We start from the raw sequence: 19,076 nt of genomic DNA, 5'->3' as shown, positions 1-19,076 counted from the left end.
AGTCCATACTTTTTATATTAATAGATTTAATGACAAATAAAATCAAATTTCCCCAGATTTTAGAATGTTTAAATACAGCTAATTAGATAAAATGATTCGGATTTTATTTTTATTCGGATATTATTTAAAATCCAAACATTCGGATTTTAAATACCACACCTTTATTGTAACATTTTCGCAGAGCATAAAGGAAATAGATAAAATGTTTACCCATGATTATTCATCTTGGCAAACCGTCAATCTCAAAGAATGGGTTGAAAATTACGAATCGTCCCGATTTACTCAAATAAGTGATTGTAAAGCCGTAATTACTTCCGAATACAATACGGAGCATATTGCAGAGTGGCTCGCACAGCATACTCCAGTGAGAATAATTGAACATTTCTAATTTTAAACCATACTCCAATGACAACAAAATCAATCAACAGCAACGGTTGTTCCGTATGCGAAACAGGTAAAGAAAACTATACCACTTTTATCGCAGGAGCGTTCAGAGGAACGCAATACTACCAATATGATTATCGCCATACCACCGATGGCGAATTGTTCTCCTGCATTGGTAAATCACTCGAAGAATGTCGACAAAAGCGAGATGTATGGCTAACTGAAAATACAAAAAAATAACAAACTGACGGCGGAGAGAAATTTCCGCCGCTTCTTTTTTCAATTAGCCTAAGCGGACAAAAAAGAAGCAAAAAACCAATAGTAGATTATAATACGCTGATATTCTAGTTGTCTTAAATTAAATTTTGATGACTAAAAAATTAAGAGAATCTTCGAATTTAAATTCGAATTTACATAATATTTTGATATTTATATTGTTACTTTCCAATACCTCAATTTCCGAGGCGGTATATTCATTTCCATCTTTTTGACTCCACTCTTGAATTGTGTTTGTTGTTATAACGCCTATTTGATACTCTATAACATCAACGAACAATTCCTGTTTGTAATATTTAGGAGAATCACTAAAAAAAATATCAATTGCTACATCTTTAAAATCTACAATAAAAATATAATCCTGATAATCAGAAAATGAATTAACTATTGGAATAGGAGTATCATAATAAGAATAACAAAAATTAGAGTGAGGGAATTTTTCGTTTTCTGCCACTTTAACCTTCGCTAAGCGTTGATGACTTCTCCAATTAGTAAAAATCACAATATTGCTCTTGTCCGGAGACTTATCTATAAACTCTTCTATGTGAATGTGAATATCAACATCTCCATTGCAAGTTGTAGGCTCTGCAATATCAAGAATTTTTTCAAAGAATAGGTAATCAATACTTCTAGCTAGATTTACCCCATAAGTTTCCAGACCATGAATATTTTTGTGATAATCTCCATCAATAAAAGCGAATCTCCCTTTCTCTAATGTTCTGAAATATCCAAATGCATTTCCCTTATTATCATTCGGTAAATTTCTTTCTCTCCCAAAATGTTTTATAATATTTATTATTACATTATTCTTTTCCCATAAGCTTCCAACTTTTTCTCTGAAATCATTTATTTTGTTTTCGCTAAGTGGTATGTCTTTTATTATATTAAATTCATCTATTTCTGCCCTTTTCTTCAAATATGAAAATAAATCAATTATTTTTTCTTTCCTCATATTTAATTGAGATTCCTGTCCTTCATTTTCTTTTCCGAAGATAAAATCAATATACTCTTTATCCTCTATCGTTATTCTATCTAGGTTTTGCTTTATGTCATTTAATTCGTATTTGAAGCTATTGTTTAATTCAATACAGCTATAATCATCAGGTATAATATCGTCGTTGTATTTTAACAAAATCAGCACAAAACTAAATGTCATCCAATGACTAGGCATTAAACATAAATAGACCTTCCCTAGTGGTGGTTTTTCAATTTCCCAGCGATGAATAACTGGTTTAATACATTGAAAGATTCCGAAACAAACAATAACCAACCCGAAAAGAATATCTTTATCAGTCTTTTATCAAATGTATTGCAAGGGAATAACAACGGAAATGAAAATTCCGATAATTACTATCAGGAGGGTTTAACTGATAAAGGATTGAGCACTTTCCATGTAAGAGCAGGAACGCCCGATCCCGAAGAGGAAGAGTTTATTCGCAGAATGAAAAGAAAGAAAAAAGGAAAAAGGAGATAACTATCTATATATATTGCATATATAGATGAATATTCGATATAAGAGGTGTATTTTATTAGAGAATGATTTATAAACAGTTTTTTAATAGATATTTGCGCTCTTTGCATATTTGAGATAATACAACTTTGTTTTTGTAAAGATGTATTATCTTAACCCGTGGTGCATTTATCCTAATAAAAACAAGTTGTTCATTATCAATTAAATGACTATATTTATTTAGCTACCAACTAATTAAATATATGAACAACTTCACTCGAAATTACGAAAAAATATTGGAAACATTGCAATCTATAGAAAGTCAGATGAACTTTTTGAATCAAATACGAAAACCTAGACTATCAGATATTGAGTTAATTGCCATTGACTTAACTTCCGAATTTTTGGGTATTGATTCAGAGAGGGATTTGTTTAGAAAGCTACCTATTGATTTACTTTCAAAAATAGACCGTAGTGTTTATAACCGAAGGAAACGACGACTGTTCTATTATCGAGATTTATTACGAAGAAAAGTAGCTCTCAGCATCAGTAATCAAGATTACTATATTATAGATAGCATGCCATTGGAAGTCTGTAAGCTAAGTCGAAGTTATCGAAGTCAGATTTGTAAAGAAGAATACGAAACTGCCCCTGACAAAGGTTATTGTGCTTCTCAATCAAACAATAATTATGGCTACAAACTTCATGCTATTTGTACTATTGATGGTGTTTTTACTGATTTTGATTTGACTCAGGCTTCAATACACGACATTCATTATCTGAAAGATATAAAATCAATGTATAATGATTGTACTATTTTAGGAGATAAAGGATATTTAAGTATTGATTATCAGAGAGATTTATTCTCAAGTAATCAAATTAAGCTTGAAGTACCAATGCGTGGCAATCAAAAGGATTATAAACCACAAGCTTATATCTTTCGAAAATCAAGAAAACGTATAGAGACCTTGTTTTCTCAATTATGCGACCAATTCATGATTCGGAGAAATTATGCCAAATCTTTTGATGGGTTCAAGAACAGAGTATTGTCTAAAATAATGGCGCTTACAGTTATACAACTGATAAACAAATTAAACAACCGAAATATTAACAACTTAAAAACTCGGATTGCTTAAATGCACCACGGGTTATCTTATATCGTATCTATTGATATATTACAAATAAAATATTAATTCCATATAGTTATTATCACTTTTATGATATAGATTCTTTATTACTTATGAACCATTGCCTTAAAAAACTGATAATCATTAAATAATACGGATCGTTTAACCCCAAATGTTCACAAATAATCTGAACTAACCTTCCATAATTAAAACTATCAGAAGAAGTCAATAATATGCGCTCCGATTCTTTAATCCACTCAACATATAATGATTCGCATTGAATCTCTTCTTCGTGCTCCCAATAGGAATTTATAATTTCCATTATGGTAAGCAAATCAATTTTATTAATTAGATCCTCTATGCTAATGTCCATCTTTTTGGCTAATCCAGCCATTAAAATATCAAATGTACGAAGACGATCGGTATACTCTATGAATTTTAATAATCTGGTAGATAAAAACAGTGCTACAGAAAAAATATGATCTATAGACATATCATTTTCCAAAAGGAAAGGTGTTAGTAAAGTTAGTTTCTGGGATAAATCAAGATAATCATATGTTAGTTCGAAACGATTCCAAAGTATGGAATTATTCGGATAATAACACCAAATGGCTTTTCCAAAAGGAAATTCTTTTGAATTTATTGAAGGATTACAATTCAAGAATGACTGAAAATGGTTGATAATTTCAAACTTTAAGGCATCCGTTTTATCAGTTGTGGACGAAAAAATAATTCTGATATGCTCTCCCCTTTCTTCTGATAATGATGTCAAGCAACAATCTAAGAGTTCGGTATTTTGCTTATAAAAAGATAGTATATCAGGCAATAAAATTGACCAATCTTTTCTGGAATAAAATATTGAAATACAACACCAAGTCTTATTGTTATTTTGAAAACATATTGGCTTCATAGTATTTATTTTAAGAATATTTGTTCGCTATAATTAAAGTTCTTATATACAATACCTTTGCCAAAACCATTTTCATTAATGATGTCGTTATTTTCTACAATTTCTTTTACTTTTTTAAAATTCAGAGCTTCCATTATTATCATAATGATCTTTATCTGAAGTTCCGAATCATAAATTTTATAAAACGGTTGTTCTTCATCCTTCAATCCGGTATCAGTCTTTTTTAAAAATTTAGTTTGCTCACCAATTTTGACAATTAATTCATCTGGGTTATCAAACCAAATGCCTGTCTCCCACTTATCTTTTATTGTTATTCGAAACTTTTCATCCATACAATTATTGTTTATTAATACTATATCATCGAATCGGTTATGATTTAAGTGAAAGTTATCAATTATTGCCCCATATTCACAGTGTGAATTATTGTATAATAGCAATGCATATGTATAAGAAGGATTGATATAAGATAGATATATACTGTCTATAAGCTTAATCATGTATTCCTGAGATATCCTCTCTTCATTAGAGTGATTTAAAGCATTGTAGAATTCGTTCCGATAAAAAAAACATTGTTCTAAACCATGTTTTATCAAGCGATCAAATAGCTCAACATCTTCTACTCCATAACCAACCAAGGCTTCATTGTATCCTCCGATTTTCATAAAATCAGACTTTTCTAGACAAACACGGCCAATAACATCACGACAGGAATAATTGCTTGTATAAAATATATTATCTTTATTTTGAAACTCCTGCAACATAAATGCTGCAAAACCGTTTCCTAGAAAATTATCAGCATCCAGATTGCAAACTAATCTAGAATCGGAAAGCCTAAAAGCCATATTCCGGCTATGGCTCCTCAAGTAACTGTTCGGAGTTGTTGTTTTATAGTAAATCAACATTCCGATATCTATATATTTCTTTAAATTCTGTTTAACCCATTCTTCCAGACCATCCGAGGAATTATAATCCAGCAACACAAATTCAGTATCATCAGGCAGGTAATTATCTTCCATATTTTTTACTAAGGTTTCCTTCAAATGATGCAATCGGTTCATGCAAGTTATACAGAATCCTATTCTTTTATTTTGATTAATAATTATGTTTCTCATAAAATAAGTGTTATACAAATAAGATTTTAACTTAACTAATTTTATACACAGCTTTTAGTCTTTAGTTGCACCCCATTCACCTAAAAAATAGTGTACGGCATGTGCTTCTTTTAGTTGTTCGATTAATTCATCATTTTCATAGCCTACTCTCACCAATTGTGCCTGATATAGATCAAAGGGAGATACATACTTTGCAGGAATATGATAGATGTCTTTTCTCTAATGCTTCATAAAGCTTGACCAACGCCCATGGCCCTGTTGTGCTTAAGACATCCGTTTTCTTATCGTCTGTCTTAATTGTTGTAATATTGGGGGATAATACACTACTAATTATTTTAGCCATAAAAGGATGACCGGGGGTACTTAACATGAGGACATTATTAAAGATATAGTCCAATTTTTCTGTTTTATGAGACTCCGGCTCCAATGCAAAACAACAGCTTTTACCCGCAATAATCTTATCTAACGGTTTGACGGATTCATAATCGAAATCAACATACATACCTCCCATCTTATACAAAATAAGATAACGTACTACATCCCAACGTTGAACATTATAGGCAAACCTTTGATAAATATCCCAATATTGAGGATAATATTGAAGAATAAAATTATTCATCCTTGCATTATTCCAAAACTCATACTTCCATCCAGGATAATCTTGTTTCCATGTATCCGATAAAGTCTCGCATAATTTAGGCATAGGATTTTCTGTATCTGACCATATCTGGTGAATAATTTTAGGTACTAAAGTCATAGTTATTAGTTTTAATAAAGGTTAATACTCTCTTTTATCACTTTTCTTATAGGCATGAAAAAACGTTCCAACAAAGATATATCTTGCGTTATTATATCGGCCTGTGCTTGCATTTCTGCCAAATAAGGTAATTCTATATTATAAGTAGTACGCAATCCCTGCGGTAACTTTATTTCCACAATATAGTTATTTCCATCTTTCCCTTTAGAGGGAACTAGTGATATATTTTGTACAGTACCACGTACAATACCAAATTCATTGTCTGGAAAATTCTCGAATCTGATATTTACTTTTTGACCAATTTTTACTTTCCCTGATCTGGCAATAGGTAGAGTTGCTTTCCCGATGGTCTCTCCTTTATTTGTAGGAATTATATTGAATATTTCGTTCCCAATTGTTATGTTTTGATTTGCGACCCAGTAAGTTGTAAATGTGACTTTTCCATTAACCGGGGCTATAAGTACATTATTCATTTCCCATGTTTGGATTTCGGTCAATAGCTGTGTCACAAATGTCTTTATCTGCGTTTCTAAGGTGTTTTTCTTTTCTATGTATTGATTTTCCGTATCTAAAAGATCTTCATGCATTTGTGCGATTTGTATTTGCATATTCTCTAGGGTTGAGAACATGTTTTCTACAGAAAGGTGACCTTGTAGAGATTGATTTTGTGATTTTTCAAATTCTTCATTAGATAGAACGCCTTTTTTATTTAGTGTCGAATCTCTGGCATATTGTAGTTTTGTTAACTTCAACTGTTCTTCTATTATCGTTTTTTGTCGCAACATATTGTTATAATATACTTCGTTCCGTTTTATGCGGTCTCCCATCAAGTCAATTTTTTTCAGATAATAATCTTGTTGTTTAAATTGAAAATAATCAGATAATGTTATGTAAAAAGAAGAATATATGCCTTGTACACTGCCTAAATTCATTTCTTTGGGAGGCAATATATGTATTGTATCAACCCCTTTATCAATCGCAATTAGATATTTTTTGAGCGAAAGTATATCCTGTGTTTTTGCCGAGTTCTCAATAACAGCTAAATAATCCCCTGCTTTGACGACTTGATTGTCCGTGACACTCAACTCTGTTAGTTTACCGGAAGCCTTTGCAACGATAGCTGCCGGAGGGGTTGTCCCTGTTAATGTCATGGTGGAACTTATAATATCGGGATATTTAAAAATAGAGCTACCTATCAGGATAACTATTACAATTATGCTTAAGATGGTTATGCCCCATCGTAAAATCCAAGGTGGAATGTCTCCTAATACCTCCTGAAATTCCTCACTTCTCAGTTCTACCTTTTTTTCGTTTTCCTCAGTCATATCTGTTTATAATCCTAATTCCAATTGATTCTTTACCAATATATAATAAGCCCCTCTTTTAGCTATTAATTCAGGATGTGTACCTTCTTCTATGATTTTTCCTTTATCCAGCACAATAATATTATCCGCATGCTGAACCGTGCTTAATCTATGGGCAACTATTATCACTGTCTTGCCCTTATAAAACGTGTTGAGATTGTCTAATATTATCCGTTCGTTGTTTGCATCCAAGGCATTTGTTGCTTCATCTAAAAAGATAAAGTCGGGGCTCTTGTATACAGCCCGGGCTATCAGCAGTCTTTGCCTTTGTCCCTGGCTGATACCGTTTCCTTCCATTCCTATCTTTGTATTGTATTTTAGAGGTAAAGATTCTATGAAGTCTTTTATGTTAGCAACATTGACAGCATGAGTCAGTTTTGTTCTATCTACAACTTCTGCACCTACGGCTATATTATTGGCTATAGTGTCGGAAAATATAAAACCATCCTGTAAAACAGCTCCGTTCTTTTGTCTCCATAGGTGTGGATTTATTTCCTGGAGGGGAGTCTGATCTATTTTTATATTCCCTTTATTAGGTGTATAAAAACCTAATAAAAGTTTTATCAATGTCGTTTTACCGCTTCCGCTAGCTCCTACAATTGCCGTTACTTTATTCTGAGGTATAACAAGACTGATATTGTCGAGAACATATTCCCTGTCAGATCCGTCATAGCTAAAAGAAACATCTTCGATGGATATGGACTTATTATCGGGAATATAATTAATTTTTAAAGCTAAGGTTTGCTCTTCATCTTCCTTATTGTGTATTTCGTTTAACCGTTCCAAGCTAATTTTAGCATCCTGAAATGACTGTGCAAAACCGATTACCTGCCCGATAGGGGCAGATAGCTGACCTATTATATAACTGATGGACATCATCATCCCTAACGTTATATTTCCGTCTACAACAAGTTTTGCCGCAAGGAAAGAAATAAATAACGAAGTCGTTTGACTAAAGAAAACAGAACCTAATTGTTGATACTGTCCCAATGCCAACCCTTTAATGTTTATTTTAAAAAGTTTTACTTGTATTCGTTCCCATTTCCAACGGTATTGTTTCTCTATGTTATTCAATTTAATTTCCTGCATCCCTGTAACCATATGAACCAAATTGCCTTGTTCGGCGGAAGCCTGAGAAAATCGTTTATAATCCAGATTCCGACGGTATTTCATAAAAAACAATATCCACATTACATAAAGTGTATTCCCAAGCAAGAAGACACCCAATATAGTTAGGTTATAATAGCCTAAAATAAATGCAAATATGACGAAGTTTCCAAACGAAAATAATGTCGACAATGTCGAGCCAGTCAGGAATGATTCTATCCGGTTATGGTCTCCGATTCGTTGCATAATATCCCCGATATTTTTGGTATCGAAGAAACGAAGGGGAAGTTTCATTAGTTTTATCAGGAAATCGGAGATCAAGGCTATATTAATGCGTGTATTCATGTGTAACGTAATCCAGTTACGAATGAATTCAACAGCCAATTGTGTTACGAATAGAACCAATTGAGCGATAAGGATAAGGGTTATAAAACTTAGGTTGTTATTCCCTATCCCTTGATCTACTACAGTTTGTGTCAAAAAAGGGAATATGAGTTGCAGAATGCTTCCGATACCCATTCCTACAACTAATTGTAATAACTGTTTTTTATACGGGGTTAAGTAGCGGAGAAAGTATTTTAAATTTCTTTCTTCTTTTCGTTTCTCGTCTTCGTGTTCGTAGAATTCAGGCGTTGGTTTGAGCATTAGGGCAATTCCTGTATCATACCCCTCCGATTTTGAACTGATCCATTTTCTTTTAAACTCCTCTTTGGTAAGAATGTACTGCCCTCGAGCCGGATCGGAAATCATTATTTGATATTCTTCATTATCGGTCTTGCCCAAAAAACGTTTTTTCTTTTTTACTCCATAACATACTACAAAGTGCTGCTGCTCCCAATGTAGAATGCAAGGAAAGGTCATGTCTTCGATAAATCGGTCGAAAGATATTCGCACGCCAGTAGTTCTGAATCCGATGTTTTCGGCGGCATCGCTAATGCCTAGCATGGAAACGCCTTCGCGTGTGATAAATGAGTTTTCGCGCAGTGTTTGCAGGCTATAGCTACGTCCATGGTATTTTGCAACCATGCGGATACAGGTCGGACCGCAGTCCATACTGTCCAATTGGCGGAAGAAGGGAAATTTTTTCACTTTAATTGTTTTTTTGCCATGCCTTTCCTTCGGCGGTTTGCGACCGCCATGAACCGAAACAATAATGAATGGCAAATGCATTCTCTACTTTCTTTAGTACACATGGACGAGCATGACCACTACGCAACATTAAGACTTCTTGCATTGACAATGGGGATATTAAATCCGCAGGCAACAAAGTTACATTTTTTTTTGCTTTATACTGATCATATACTCTAGCTACCATTAACGGACCGGTAGTCGCTAATATTTGATGTGTGTCTCCCTGTTGATAATCTACAAAAAAATTGGTTTTCATATCATCAATAATAGCTGCCATATAAGGATGCTTAGGAACAGATGCCATTAACGCATTACCTATAGGTAATAAATTGATAGAGTTTTTATGGACGGGGGGCTCCATACCCATACAACAGCTTGAGTCGGTCAATAATACATCCAAAGACTGGATACATTCGTAATCCAAATCCACATACAGCCCTCCGATATAGTATAAAATCAAGTAACGTATCGCATCCCAACGTTGAACATTGAATGGATAGCTATAATAATATTCTAAAAAATCAGGACATTTTGATTCTAAAAAATCATGAATCATTTGTCTGTTCCAAAAACGATATTCCCAATCGGGGTGTTTTTCTTTCCAAGTGTTTGCAATAACAAGCAGATTTTTAGGAGGCCCGGCAGGATCTTCATATATATGGTGAATCATACGCGGAATTTTCATCCGGTTAGCAGCCTCTTTACTATACGACAACAATTTTTCTTCCATAAACGCTGTACCATCCTGCTCATGTGGTGTAATAGCCGGAATACTGTATTTAACCTCTTGTAATAGTAATTCTTCCTCAACAGCGTTAATCATGAAAACAGGACATTTAATTTCCGGAAATTTATATTCGTTAACTGGAATTTGACTGGTGTTAGAAACAATAGATAAGCGATTCTCAATAAGGTTGGCGTATTCATACGAAGATTCCCAGTATTTATCAATATGATCCAGATAGTACCATTGAAAAGAGAAAGGACTATGGGATGGAATCTTCTCAATAATGTTTAACTTTTTGAAAACAGGAAATGTTTTTAATTGGGTATCTATGTCTTGCCATACCCTTCGCCAGCTTCCCCAGCCTGAACAAATATGAACCAATTTGGAAAAATAATATGAATCGCTTGTCCTCATTTTTCCATTCGAGTTATGAAAATCCCAACCTGAAATATGTCCGATACGCTCATCATAACGATATTTTTCTAATATGTAAGAACAGAAAGCATAGAAAGCGGGGTATGGTACACTGAAACCATCAAATATAATCCCCTCTGTTTCGTGACGAAAAAACCATCGAACAGCTTTCAGCATAATTTCATTATATTCTAAATGTTTTTTATTTAGCAGAATCTTTACCTTACAATCCCATTGAATTTCATTAAAAATAGATTTTATCTGATTCTCCTCAGTAACTTGTTCTTCTGTTCCTGGTGTATTATAAACTAAATACAAACGTTGAGGTTTAATTTTCTGTAGTTCATTATAAATCTGCTGGATATTCTCAATAGATCCTACGGTGACTAACAATATAGGCGTTTCTTTATTATAAATAATCATATAAATATAAAGTTATATAAATGATAATAAAATAGTAGAAGAAGGGTTTACTTCTTTCAACATAAAAATAACTCTTAATCTAGCGTTGACTGAATATTCAAAATAGAGAAATCAATATATTTTCTTCTTTCCGATTCTAAATTTATTAGGGATTTCTTTATTGATATCAGATTCTTCTGAATATTTTCTTTTAAACCGAACCATATGATAACACATAGCTTCAAATTCTTTACGATAGATTAATGTTCCTTTGTCCCAAAGCATATTCCCGGCAAAACCTTCTACTATCTGAAATTCAAAATAGGCTTTTAAACTATTTGATTCTTGTAATCGTCTTACTACATGAGTCATACTCTCTATTTCTGTTTTTATCTGGCTATAATGAAGCCCAATTCCAAATTCTTTGAATGCAAAATTGGTCTCATCAAAAAAGAAATTTTCAGAGCTTGTAAATATTCTTATATAGTCTTTACTTTCCTTGAATAACTCTCTCATTTGTGAATTATTCCTATATAGAGCAAAGCATCCCGCCAGATAATCATGACGTGCACTTATTATATCATATTCGGCTAATATTTCATCAGTCATAAATGCTCGTATATTACCCCATATGATATCTATATCACAATAGCCCCAAAAATCACAGCCTTTTATTAAGTCGGAAAAGATATATCCAAAAGCCGGCTTAAAATCACATAATTTATAGCCATAACTTACTTTTATCTCTAGATTTAGAACATTTGATGCAGTCTTATTAAACTGTTCATAAGAATAAGGTATGATTCTTACGTTATCGGGTAATTGTATTGGTAATGATTTATTATCTGATAAAAGAATATAATCGATACTTGGATTGAATTTACATGAATGTAGAAAATAAGAAAAATACCAGGGCCAATCTCCCATCCATGGTATAAGTAAGGTTATTGTCTTTTCCTTGTAAGTATTCATTATGTATTATATTTAAGAGTAAAAACAAAGAGAATCCATTTTCTAAGATTTTGTAGATTCTCTTTTGATTTTCAATAAGAAAAAACAGGTTCTCAAATGCTGGAGCAAATACAACCACTTATAGAGATCCGGCAGTATCCTCTAACGTTTCCTACAGCAAAACATTCTCCCGAACATGACCCTGTGCATGCTAATCCACTTCCCCCCTTTACATTTTTCAGCTCTTTCTCGCTAAGAATTTCTGAAATCCCTTTTAAATTGATCTTTTTCATAACAATAATAACTTTAAAATAATGATGTGTTTATTCTACTTGTCTTGTAATAACTCATCAATCCATTCTTTCATATTTTTTGCCCCCATAAAAGGTGTGGATTTATGTTTCAATTCTCCTTCCTTATTATATATGAGATAAGTGGGTATGGAAGAAAAACCAAATTGGTCTAGTACTTCATCCCATTCTTTACTGCTCAGGTAATAATGTTCGCCTTTCATTTCTGAAATCTTTTGTTGCCAGGTTCTACGAGGAGAGGTATCATTAGTTATATAAACAAATATAACCCCTTTATTATCAAATTCTTCTTTGATTTGCTTAGATTCTTTCATTGCTGTCAGACACGGACCGCACCATGTAGCCCAAAAGTCAACAAAAATAACTTTACCTTTGTATTTTGAAACAATACTATCCATTAACCCAGCCGTTTTTTCATTAACTACCAAGGCTTGACTATCAGCACCTAATTGAATTACCCTATTATTCTCATTGAATAATATATCAATAAAAGGACTTTCCTTATAATATGCCTGTATATTTTTAATCTGAACTTTTGTTAAAGGAATCATTTCTTTTAGTTGCATATTATACGCACTTGCAACTAATAAATCATAAAATAATCCGTTATCTGAACCTATACAATCCTGAAGTATTGCTTTTGCCTCCACCAACCAATCCGTAATGGGAGTTTCTCCTATCGAAGGAATATTTAGAGTTTGATTTTTCAATAAAGATTGTAAAACAATAGGATAGTAATCGGCATATAGGCATATGGGATCATTTAAATTGAACTCTTTAAGAACAGAATAATAGGACTTATCAGGCTCTTTCAAATGAAAATCTGATGGTACGGAATCTACCTTATGTTGTCTCATATAGGTAATATTCATTATGCCATTATAATCCAATAAAATATTATCAAGATAAAACAATTTAGCATTAATCTCAACCAATTGTTTAGCGGTATCCGAAAGTTTTGTATTCGCTTCTAATGTTTTTAATATCTCTCCCATTCTATTTATCGTATAGTCGGCTAATGCTTGAGGGGACATATTATAATTGTCAGGACGTATAGGTTGCATCAATATTTCCATCATCGCATCTGTAATATTCATCATGTCATCGGCAGTTACTCCAAGATCGCTTTTTAGATCGACCTTTTTATCCCCTTTACTGTCATCGAAAGTTATGTTCAGAATCGTTTTTTTCCCGGGAATAAGAGGCACTCCGCCGTTGTATATATCTGATCTTATATTACCGATATTTATACTGGTAAGAGAAACACTTTGACTGAAACTGCCATCCTCTTTTATCGGAATTTCATATTCCGTCCTCTCAGATGTAATGGGGTTGCCAACACTCAAACTTAGAGTTTTCGATTGGATCTCATTATTTCCAGTTAATTTTCCGGTTAGTTCTGCTACACCACTTTGTATATGGGGAACAATTAAGGTTCCATTTGACTGACCTTTTACTATCACCGATAGAAAAATGGTTATAAATAATATGAATGCCTTGAATAAATGCATAATCTTCTTAAATTAACTTGACGAAATTTTCAATTTGATAATTGATAGAAGAATCATCACTAAAATAATTCTTCTATCATAATCATAGTTTAGCCTAACCAGCAGATAAGTCCGGCAAAAGGTGCATATTTGCATGTTCCCGATCGTCCGTTGCAGGTGCATGAAGCCCCGTCTGATTTACCAGCACAAGCCGATGATCCAGTATCGCTTCCTCCTTTTACATTCTTAAGCTCTCTTTCACTGAGAACTTCCGAAATTCCTTTTAAATTAATCTTTTTCATAATAGTTAATAAATTGAATTAATGTTGCAGAAAAAACAATAAATGATCAGTTTATTGCCTATTGCCCGGCAACTTAACAATAGATATTAATGTTAACATATGCAATTAGTATCATTCAAATAAACCTATTCTCTTATATATTTTGCCTCCGACACAACTCATGGGATAGGACTTTGTATACGATCTTTCTTTGGTCTTCTTCATGAAAATTAATATTTAAGTTAGATTGTGGTATTATCGTTTACATGGTATCTTATCTCAAATAAGAAATCGTGTTTTATTCTCTCCAGATTTAATTATAGAGTTCTCTCCTCAACACTTATTTTTCAATGATAAATAGATGAAAACAGCACTATGAGGATAGACGATATTAGTTTCGTACTATAATGTATTTATATTATTCAATATCCAGATCACTAAAGTACCTTAAGTCTTCAATTTGATAGTTATCCGGTAGCTTATAGCCATTTATCAGTATTGTCGGCGTTCCCTGAATTTGTAACTTATCAATCCAGTCTTTATGTTTTTTTAGTTCTGCATCAACCTCATTATTTTCCAGATGGAAACTCTCCAGATTAGCTATGTTATATAGTTTACATTTTTTTTCAATCCAGTCGATAAATAAGTCGGAGGGTAACTGCTCCTCCTTATTAAAGAATATACTCTCTTCACCATTAAACCAATCCCTATAGATAATTTTAGTGTTCTCTATATTCAGGTTCATGTATAGCCAAATAAGAATTCTATTACTGTAATGAAGTTTCTCATTGAAATTGAACGATGTAAATATATATTGTATACATAAATCATCAGCACCCGAATCTAAAAGTCCTTCAATTCGGGCATGCATTTTTGCACAAGGATTACAGTGTGGATTTGTCAGGACAGTAATCAAAATACGCCCTTGGGGATTGCCAAATATAATATTTGATGCAAGCTTATCTATTTCATAATACGTTTGCTTTCTCAGTTGGGTTATGAATATTTCCTCATTAGCTTTAAAACTATTTAATTCCTGCGTTATTTGTTCTGTTTTTCCATCTTTACTTAACTTGGGAGTAAGCATATTTACAATAATTATCGGTAATGTGTAGATGCAACCGAGTCCAATTATATCGGATATATTTAAGGTTGGAATAACTATAAAGCCAAATAACAGATTAACAAGAAAAATTCCTCCAAATAAGAACTGTACGATCAAACATAGTGGACACCATTGTTTTACTTTGAATCTTTGATACCATATACTCCAGATGCTATACAACAAGCTACAAATATTTATGATAACTAAATAAGGTATAAGTGAAGAGAAAAATAGTATGATAACAGTATTAGCCAAAAAATAAGCTAATCCAATTTCGCTCCAGCCTAACACTCCCCATAATTTTGCAGCCTTCGATTCTAGAACATCATTACAGTCTGCATATTTAAACAAAGAGCATATTTTATCACTATACTCACTATGAATATGAATTTGTTTCTTTACTAGCAGATAACCAATATAAACACCTGCAAGGTTTAGTAACAACAATAAGGACAGCCCCAAGTTATTATACAATGAATTTGAAATGTATGCAAGAATAATTAGAATACTAGCTGTAATTAATAAAAGTGATCTTTGAATTAAATTGAATGTTTCTTTTTTTTTATTTTTATTGTAATACGGTTCAATTGAATTTTCATTCGCTTCTGCTAATAATACAACTCCAGACCAGGATTGCACAAACTTCTCCGGCTCTAAATCTATAATATTACCATTCCATATAAATTTAACATTTTGCTCATTTACTTCTTCAACCAAAGCGAAATCCCCTCCATAATGAGCAATAAACGGAGTCTCAATATTCAATATATTTTTTCCCCGATCCTCTATTTTTGTGGCAGCATTTTCTATTCTATAGTCAGAAAGCATTTTCGAAATTCCATACAAATTATATTTATGAGGGTGTTCATTATAATATTTGTTTGAAAATGTTTTAGTGCTTTTCACATTTAATAATGTAAGAAAAGCCGTAAAAACATTATAATTCGTGGAATTAATTATGCGTGCCATTCGTATATTATTTTAAGAAATTTAAAGTTCTACAGTTTAGATATTACAAAGAAAAGATATTTTTTAAATAAACTAAACATAATTTAAATTATTTCACCAAAAAAGTATTAATAACTCTAAAATTGCATAAAAAAACGGCTTGAATATAATCAGGCATTTTATAGTAGAAGATTCGAAAATATGTCCTCTATTTTGTACAATTAGTTAAATATTGGCAATTAGCACATTAAAATGATTGTTGATTTTATTAAAATTAGGAACATGCTTGTATATAAATAATGCTGTACTCCCTGTGGATTATAAATTATAACATAGTGAAACGTACTGAAAAATGATGTAATGTGACGACACGATTCAATACTCTTTAAATTATTGAGTTTGGTTTGCCTTATCATTAAAAATAAGGTATATGCAAAATCCCTATGTTTGAAATCTGAGTGAGGAGTGAGCTATCCGTTTTATGGTTAATTTTGGATAATTTCGACTTAATCAATTTAACCTAAATGATATAGTTTATGAGACAAAGTAAAGGATTAGACTTCAAAGGACAAAATATCTATGTAGGTATAGATGTTCATTTGAAAAGTTGGTCGGTGGCGGTACTCTCAGAGAGTTCGGTTCTAAAGAAGTTCAGTCAAGATCCACAGCCGGAAGCTTTACATAAATTTCTGGTTACAAATTATCCGGGAGCAACTTATCATTCGGTATATGAAGCCGGATTCAGTGGATTCTGGACACACAACAAACTTACGGAATTAGGGATTAACAACATTGTGGTTAATCCGGCCGATGTACCGACTATGAGTAGAGAGAAATTGAGAAAGACCGATGCGGTCGATTGCGGCAAACTCGCCAGAGGTCTGCGTGCGGGAGATTTGAGAGGTATTTACGTTCCCCGTGCAGAGATATTGGAAATACGTTCTTTGATTAGACTGAGAAACTTGATCGTAAAAGACACCACGCGGGAGAAGAACCGTATCAAGTCTCTGTTACGTTTTCACGGCATAGAGATACCGGAAGAATTTACCCGTGACACGATGGGCAACTGGTCGAAGCGTTTCCTGCAATGGCTGGACAAGGTAGAGATGTCTACCGAGTACGGACGGAAGACATTGGACTTGCATATCGAGCAGTTTGATCGCTTGCGTGAAATGTTATTGCAGGAAACGAGGGCTATCCGGGAGTTGTCACGTAGAGAACCGTTCGCTGAGCCGTTGCGATTGTTGATGACGGTTCCCGGAATCGGAATCACGACCGGCATAACATTACTCATGGAGATAGACGACATCGGTAGATTTAAGAATGCCGACCAGTTGGCATCCTATATCGGACTGATCCCGATGTGTCATTCGAGCGGAGAGAAAGAGGTGTAGGTAATATTACCATACGAAAACACGCTATACTGAGGTGCTACTTCATCGAAGCCGCATGGATGGCCATCCGAAAAGATCCGGCAATGACGATGGCCTATGAGGAATATCGCAAGAGAATGAACGGCAACAAGGCTATCGTAAAGATTGCCCGCCGATTGGTAAACAGAGTGTTTTTTGTTCTTAAACGTAAACAAGAATATGTCAACTGCGTCGTCTGATAACATACGATCCTATAAAGTAAACAGCTTTTCACACGAGAGAAAACACTATCGTCTTCGTGCAGCTTTGAAGTCTGCTTTGCAAAATCTGTGACTCTCGCCTATATAAACTAATACAGGGATTTGCAGCGCCCCAAAAATCGGGAAGTCTGCTGTGGAAAGTCTGTTTACTATAGGATTAAAGATTGGGTTTTTTGAGCCATATAGACAATATCAGTAATACTGAAAAGGGAGATAGAAAATCCATCTCCCCCAATAGCGTTACTGCATATCGTCAGGATGTTTATTGCTGACAGGTTGCTCCCCAGCAGTGCCTGTTTCCTCTTTACATCCTGACATAAAGATAAAAAAATAAAAATTAATCATTAAAAAATTTGGATTTAAAATGGGAAACGAAGATGATTTAAGAGGTTTAGCCAAAGTCATGGAATTTATGCGGGCTTTGAGTATTTTGTTTGTGACAATCCATATTTACTGGTATTGTTACGAGTGTATTAAAGATTTTGGTATCAATATTGGCGTAGTCGATAGAATACTTATCAACTTCAATAAAACAGCCGGATTATTTTCCAATCTGTTATGGACTAAACTATTTGCCGTTGCATTCTTAGGATTATCCTGTTTAGAAACTAAAGGTGTAAAAAACGAAAAAATAACATGGAACGAAATTTATGTGTATGCCGCCTGCGGTTCAATCGTTTTTTTCCTGAACTGGTGGGTACTGAATTTACCCCTGCCGCTTGAAGCCAATGCCGCACTATACACAGCAACCCTTATTATCGGATATATCCTCTTACTGGTTGCCGGGCTGTGGGCAAGCCGCCTTTTGAAAAACAGACTTATGGAAGATGTCTTTAACATCGAAAACGAAAGTTTCATGCAGGAAACACACCTGATGGAGAACGAATATTCGGTTAACTTGCCTACCAGATTCTATTACCAAAAGAAGTGGAATGACGGCTGGATAAACGTTGTCAATCCGTTTCGGGCGACAATGGTGCTCGGGACTCCGGGAAGTGGCAAATCTTATGCCGTAGTGAATAACTACATCAAACAGCATATCAAGAAAGGATTTTCGATGTACATTTATGGTGCGCCAGTCAAGGTAGTATAATAATCGTCCCTTTGGCAAGGATTAGGCAAGTGTTCTTTGAAAATGACCTATCATCACCGGCTCATCTGTTCAACGAAAGACGACAGGGAGTGTAGCACGCTCG

General features: G+C 33.6%; 18 protein-coding genes and 1 pseudogene. 7 read left to right on the top strand and 12 right to left on the bottom strand.

The genetic code is table 11. The features are described 5' to 3' along the window. The first annotated feature begins 91 nt into the window (after positions 1–91). Both G7Y56_RS17595 and G7Y56_RS17590 read left to right on the top strand, forming a co-directional pair. Positions 92–388 (top strand): hypothetical protein, encoded by a 297-nt coding sequence (locus tag G7Y56_RS17595; protein WP_165045654.1) that lies wholly within the window; start codon positions 92–94, stop codon positions 386–388. A 17-nt stretch (positions 389–405) separates the two neighbouring features. Further along, positions 406–624: a DUF3873 family protein gene (locus G7Y56_RS17590; RefSeq protein WP_165045652.1), complete on the top strand. Its 219-nt coding sequence runs from the start codon at positions 406–408 to the stop codon at positions 622–624. A 118-nt stretch (positions 625–742) separates the two neighbouring features. Here G7Y56_RS17590 and G7Y56_RS17585 read toward each other — a convergent pair whose 3' ends face one another. Beyond that, positions 743–1,816 carry a hypothetical protein gene (locus tag G7Y56_RS17585; protein WP_165045649.1) on the bottom strand — a complete coding sequence of 358 codons (1,074 nt, stop codon included), beginning with the start codon at positions 1,814–1,816 and terminating at the stop codon, positions 743–745. Between the two features lie 63 nt (positions 1,817–1,879). Between G7Y56_RS17585 and G7Y56_RS17580 the strand changes: the two genes are divergently transcribed. Next, complete coding sequence (locus G7Y56_RS17580; RefSeq protein WP_165045647.1) at positions 1,880–2,134, top strand: hypothetical protein; 255 nt, start codon at positions 1,880–1,882, stop codon at positions 2,132–2,134. A 239-nt stretch (positions 2,135–2,373) separates the two neighbouring features. Next, on the top strand, positions 2,374–3,246 hold the full coding sequence (locus tag G7Y56_RS17575) for an IS982 family transposase (RefSeq protein ID WP_165045645.1): 873 nt from the start codon (positions 2,374–2,376) through the stop codon (positions 3,244–3,246). 79 nt (positions 3,247–3,325) lie between these two features. Here G7Y56_RS17575 and G7Y56_RS17570 read toward each other — a convergent pair whose 3' ends face one another. The 11 genes from G7Y56_RS17570 to G7Y56_RS17520 form a co-directional block, all read right to left on the bottom strand. Further along, positions 3,326–4,147 (bottom strand): hypothetical protein, encoded by an 822-nt coding sequence (locus G7Y56_RS17570; protein ID WP_165045643.1) that lies wholly within the window; start codon positions 4,145–4,147, stop codon positions 3,326–3,328. Positions 4,148–4,152: 5 nt separating this feature from the next. Further along, complete coding sequence (locus G7Y56_RS17565; RefSeq protein ID WP_165045641.1) at positions 4,153–5,259, bottom strand: glycosyltransferase family 2 protein; 1,107 nt, start codon at positions 5,257–5,259, stop codon at positions 4,153–4,155. A 172-nt stretch (positions 5,260–5,431) separates the two neighbouring features. Beyond that, the gene (locus G7Y56_RS17560) at positions 5,432–6,016 is read right to left on the bottom strand and encodes a glycosyltransferase family 32 protein (protein ID WP_255498796.1); all 585 of its coding nucleotides are present in this window, start codon (positions 6,014–6,016) and stop codon (positions 5,432–5,434) included. 11 nt (positions 6,017–6,027) lie between these two features. Then, positions 6,028–7,341 (bottom strand): HlyD family secretion protein, encoded by a 1,314-nt coding sequence (locus G7Y56_RS17555; RefSeq protein ID WP_165045639.1) that lies wholly within the window; start codon positions 7,339–7,341, stop codon positions 6,028–6,030. A 6-nt stretch (positions 7,342–7,347) separates the two neighbouring features. Then, entirely contained in the window at positions 7,348–9,582 is a 2,235-nt protein-coding gene (locus G7Y56_RS17550) for a peptidase domain-containing ABC transporter (protein ID WP_165045656.1), read from the bottom strand. Continuing rightward, positions 9,578–11,182, bottom strand: coding sequence for a glycosyltransferase family 32 protein (locus tag G7Y56_RS17545; protein ID WP_165045637.1), 1,605 nt, complete (start codon positions 11,180–11,182; stop codon positions 9,578–9,580). Before G7Y56_RS17545 ends, G7Y56_RS17550 begins: the two co-directional genes overlap by 5 nt. Positions 11,183–11,293: 111 nt before the next feature. Beyond that, positions 11,294–12,133: a DUF6625 family protein gene (locus G7Y56_RS17540; RefSeq protein WP_165045635.1), complete on the bottom strand. Its 840-nt coding sequence runs from the start codon at positions 12,131–12,133 to the stop codon at positions 11,294–11,296. A 92-nt stretch (positions 12,134–12,225) separates the two neighbouring features. Then, a complete protein-coding gene (locus tag G7Y56_RS18915) occupies positions 12,226–12,405 on the bottom strand; it encodes a TIGR04149 family rSAM-modified RiPP (RefSeq protein WP_165045633.1) in 180 nt (59 codons plus the stop codon). Positions 12,406–12,440: 35 nt separating this feature from the next. Then, positions 12,441–13,934 carry a TlpA disulfide reductase family protein gene (locus G7Y56_RS17530; RefSeq protein ID WP_165045631.1) on the bottom strand — a complete coding sequence of 498 codons (1,494 nt, stop codon included), beginning with the start codon at positions 13,932–13,934 and terminating at the stop codon, positions 12,441–12,443. A gap of 89 nt (positions 13,935–14,023) precedes the next feature. After that, complete coding sequence (locus tag G7Y56_RS17525; RefSeq protein ID WP_165045629.1) at positions 14,024–14,215, bottom strand: TIGR04149 family rSAM-modified RiPP; 192 nt, start codon at positions 14,213–14,215, stop codon at positions 14,024–14,026. Positions 14,216–14,612: 397 nt separating this feature from the next. Continuing rightward, entirely contained in the window at positions 14,613–16,268 is a 1,656-nt protein-coding gene (locus G7Y56_RS17520) for a vitamin K epoxide reductase family protein (RefSeq protein WP_165045627.1), read from the bottom strand. A gap of 515 nt (positions 16,269–16,783) precedes the next feature. On the opposite strand from G7Y56_RS17520, the gene G7Y56_RS17515 reads away from it, so the two are divergent. From G7Y56_RS17515 to G7Y56_RS17510, 3 genes and pseudogenes are all read left to right on the top strand, one after another. After that, entirely contained in the window at positions 16,784–17,641 is an 858-nt protein-coding gene (locus G7Y56_RS17515) for an IS110 family transposase (protein ID WP_255498795.1), read from the top strand. After that, complete coding sequence (locus tag G7Y56_RS18745) at positions 17,611–17,859, top strand: hypothetical protein (protein WP_255498794.1); 249 nt, start codon at positions 17,611–17,613, stop codon at positions 17,857–17,859. The genes G7Y56_RS17515 and G7Y56_RS18745 overlap by 31 nt, the downstream gene beginning before the upstream one ends. Positions 17,860–18,244: 385 nt before the next feature. Continuing rightward, a pseudogene (locus G7Y56_RS17510) lies at positions 18,245–18,949 on the top strand (YWFCY domain-containing protein); the annotation flags it as partial. Positions 18,950–19,076: the final 127 nt, after the last annotated feature.

This window comes from Dysgonomonas sp. ZJ709 (assembly GCF_011039195.1).
Taxonomy (GTDB): Bacteria; Bacteroidota; Bacteroidia; order Bacteroidales; family Dysgonomonadaceae; genus Dysgonomonas.
The sequence above is the reverse complement of the archived record's forward strand: the minus strand, read 5'-3'. Positions and strand labels throughout refer to the sequence as shown.

What these genes read in the sequence shown, in the direction of transcription:
- G7Y56_RS17555 (WP_165045639.1), bottom strand. Translation starts at nt 7,341, where the DNA reads ATGACTGAGGAAAACGAAAAAAAGGTAGAACTGAGAAGTGAGGAATTT.
- G7Y56_RS17585 (WP_165045649.1), bottom strand. Translation starts at nt 1,816, where the DNA reads ATGACATTTAGTTTTGTGCTGATTTTGTTAAAATACAACGACGATATT.
- G7Y56_RS17570 (WP_165045643.1), bottom strand. Translation starts at nt 4,147, where the DNA reads ATGAAGCCAATATGTTTTCAAAATAACAATAAGACTTGGTGTTGTATT.
- G7Y56_RS17595 (WP_165045654.1), top strand. Translation starts at nt 92, where the DNA reads ATGATTCGGATTTTATTTTTATTCGGATATTATTTAAAATCCAAACAT.
- G7Y56_RS17560 (WP_255498796.1), bottom strand. Translation starts at nt 6,016, where the DNA reads ATGACTTTAGTACCTAAAATTATTCACCAGATATGGTCAGATACAGAA.
- G7Y56_RS17520 (WP_165045627.1), bottom strand. Translation starts at nt 16,268, where the DNA reads ATGGCACGCATAATTAATTCCACGAATTATAATGTTTTTACGGCTTTT.
- G7Y56_RS17540 (WP_165045635.1), bottom strand. Translation starts at nt 12,133, where the DNA reads ATGAATACTTACAAGGAAAAGACAATAACCTTACTTATACCATGGATG.
- G7Y56_RS18915 (WP_165045633.1), bottom strand. Translation starts at nt 12,405, where the DNA reads ATGAAAAAGATCAATTTAAAAGGGATTTCAGAAATTCTTAGCGAGAAA.
- G7Y56_RS17515 (WP_255498795.1), top strand. Translation starts at nt 16,784, where the DNA reads ATGAGACAAAGTAAAGGATTAGACTTCAAAGGACAAAATATCTATGTA.
- G7Y56_RS17590 (WP_165045652.1), top strand. Translation starts at nt 406, where the DNA reads ATGACAACAAAATCAATCAACAGCAACGGTTGTTCCGTATGCGAAACA.
- G7Y56_RS17575 (WP_165045645.1), top strand. Translation starts at nt 2,374, where the DNA reads ATGAACAACTTCACTCGAAATTACGAAAAAATATTGGAAACATTGCAA.
- G7Y56_RS17525 (WP_165045629.1), bottom strand. Translation starts at nt 14,215, where the DNA reads ATGAAAAAGATTAATTTAAAAGGAATTTCGGAAGTTCTCAGTGAAAGA.
- G7Y56_RS17565 (WP_165045641.1), bottom strand. Translation starts at nt 5,259, where the DNA reads ATGAGAAACATAATTATTAATCAAAATAAAAGAATAGGATTCTGTATA.
- G7Y56_RS17530 (WP_165045631.1), bottom strand. Translation starts at nt 13,934, where the DNA reads ATGCATTTATTCAAGGCATTCATATTATTTATAACCATTTTTCTATCG.
- G7Y56_RS17545 (WP_165045637.1), bottom strand. Translation starts at nt 11,182, where the DNA reads ATGATTATTTATAATAAAGAAACGCCTATATTGTTAGTCACCGTAGGA.
- G7Y56_RS17580 (WP_165045647.1), top strand. Translation starts at nt 1,880, where the DNA reads ATGAATAACTGGTTTAATACATTGAAAGATTCCGAAACAAACAATAAC.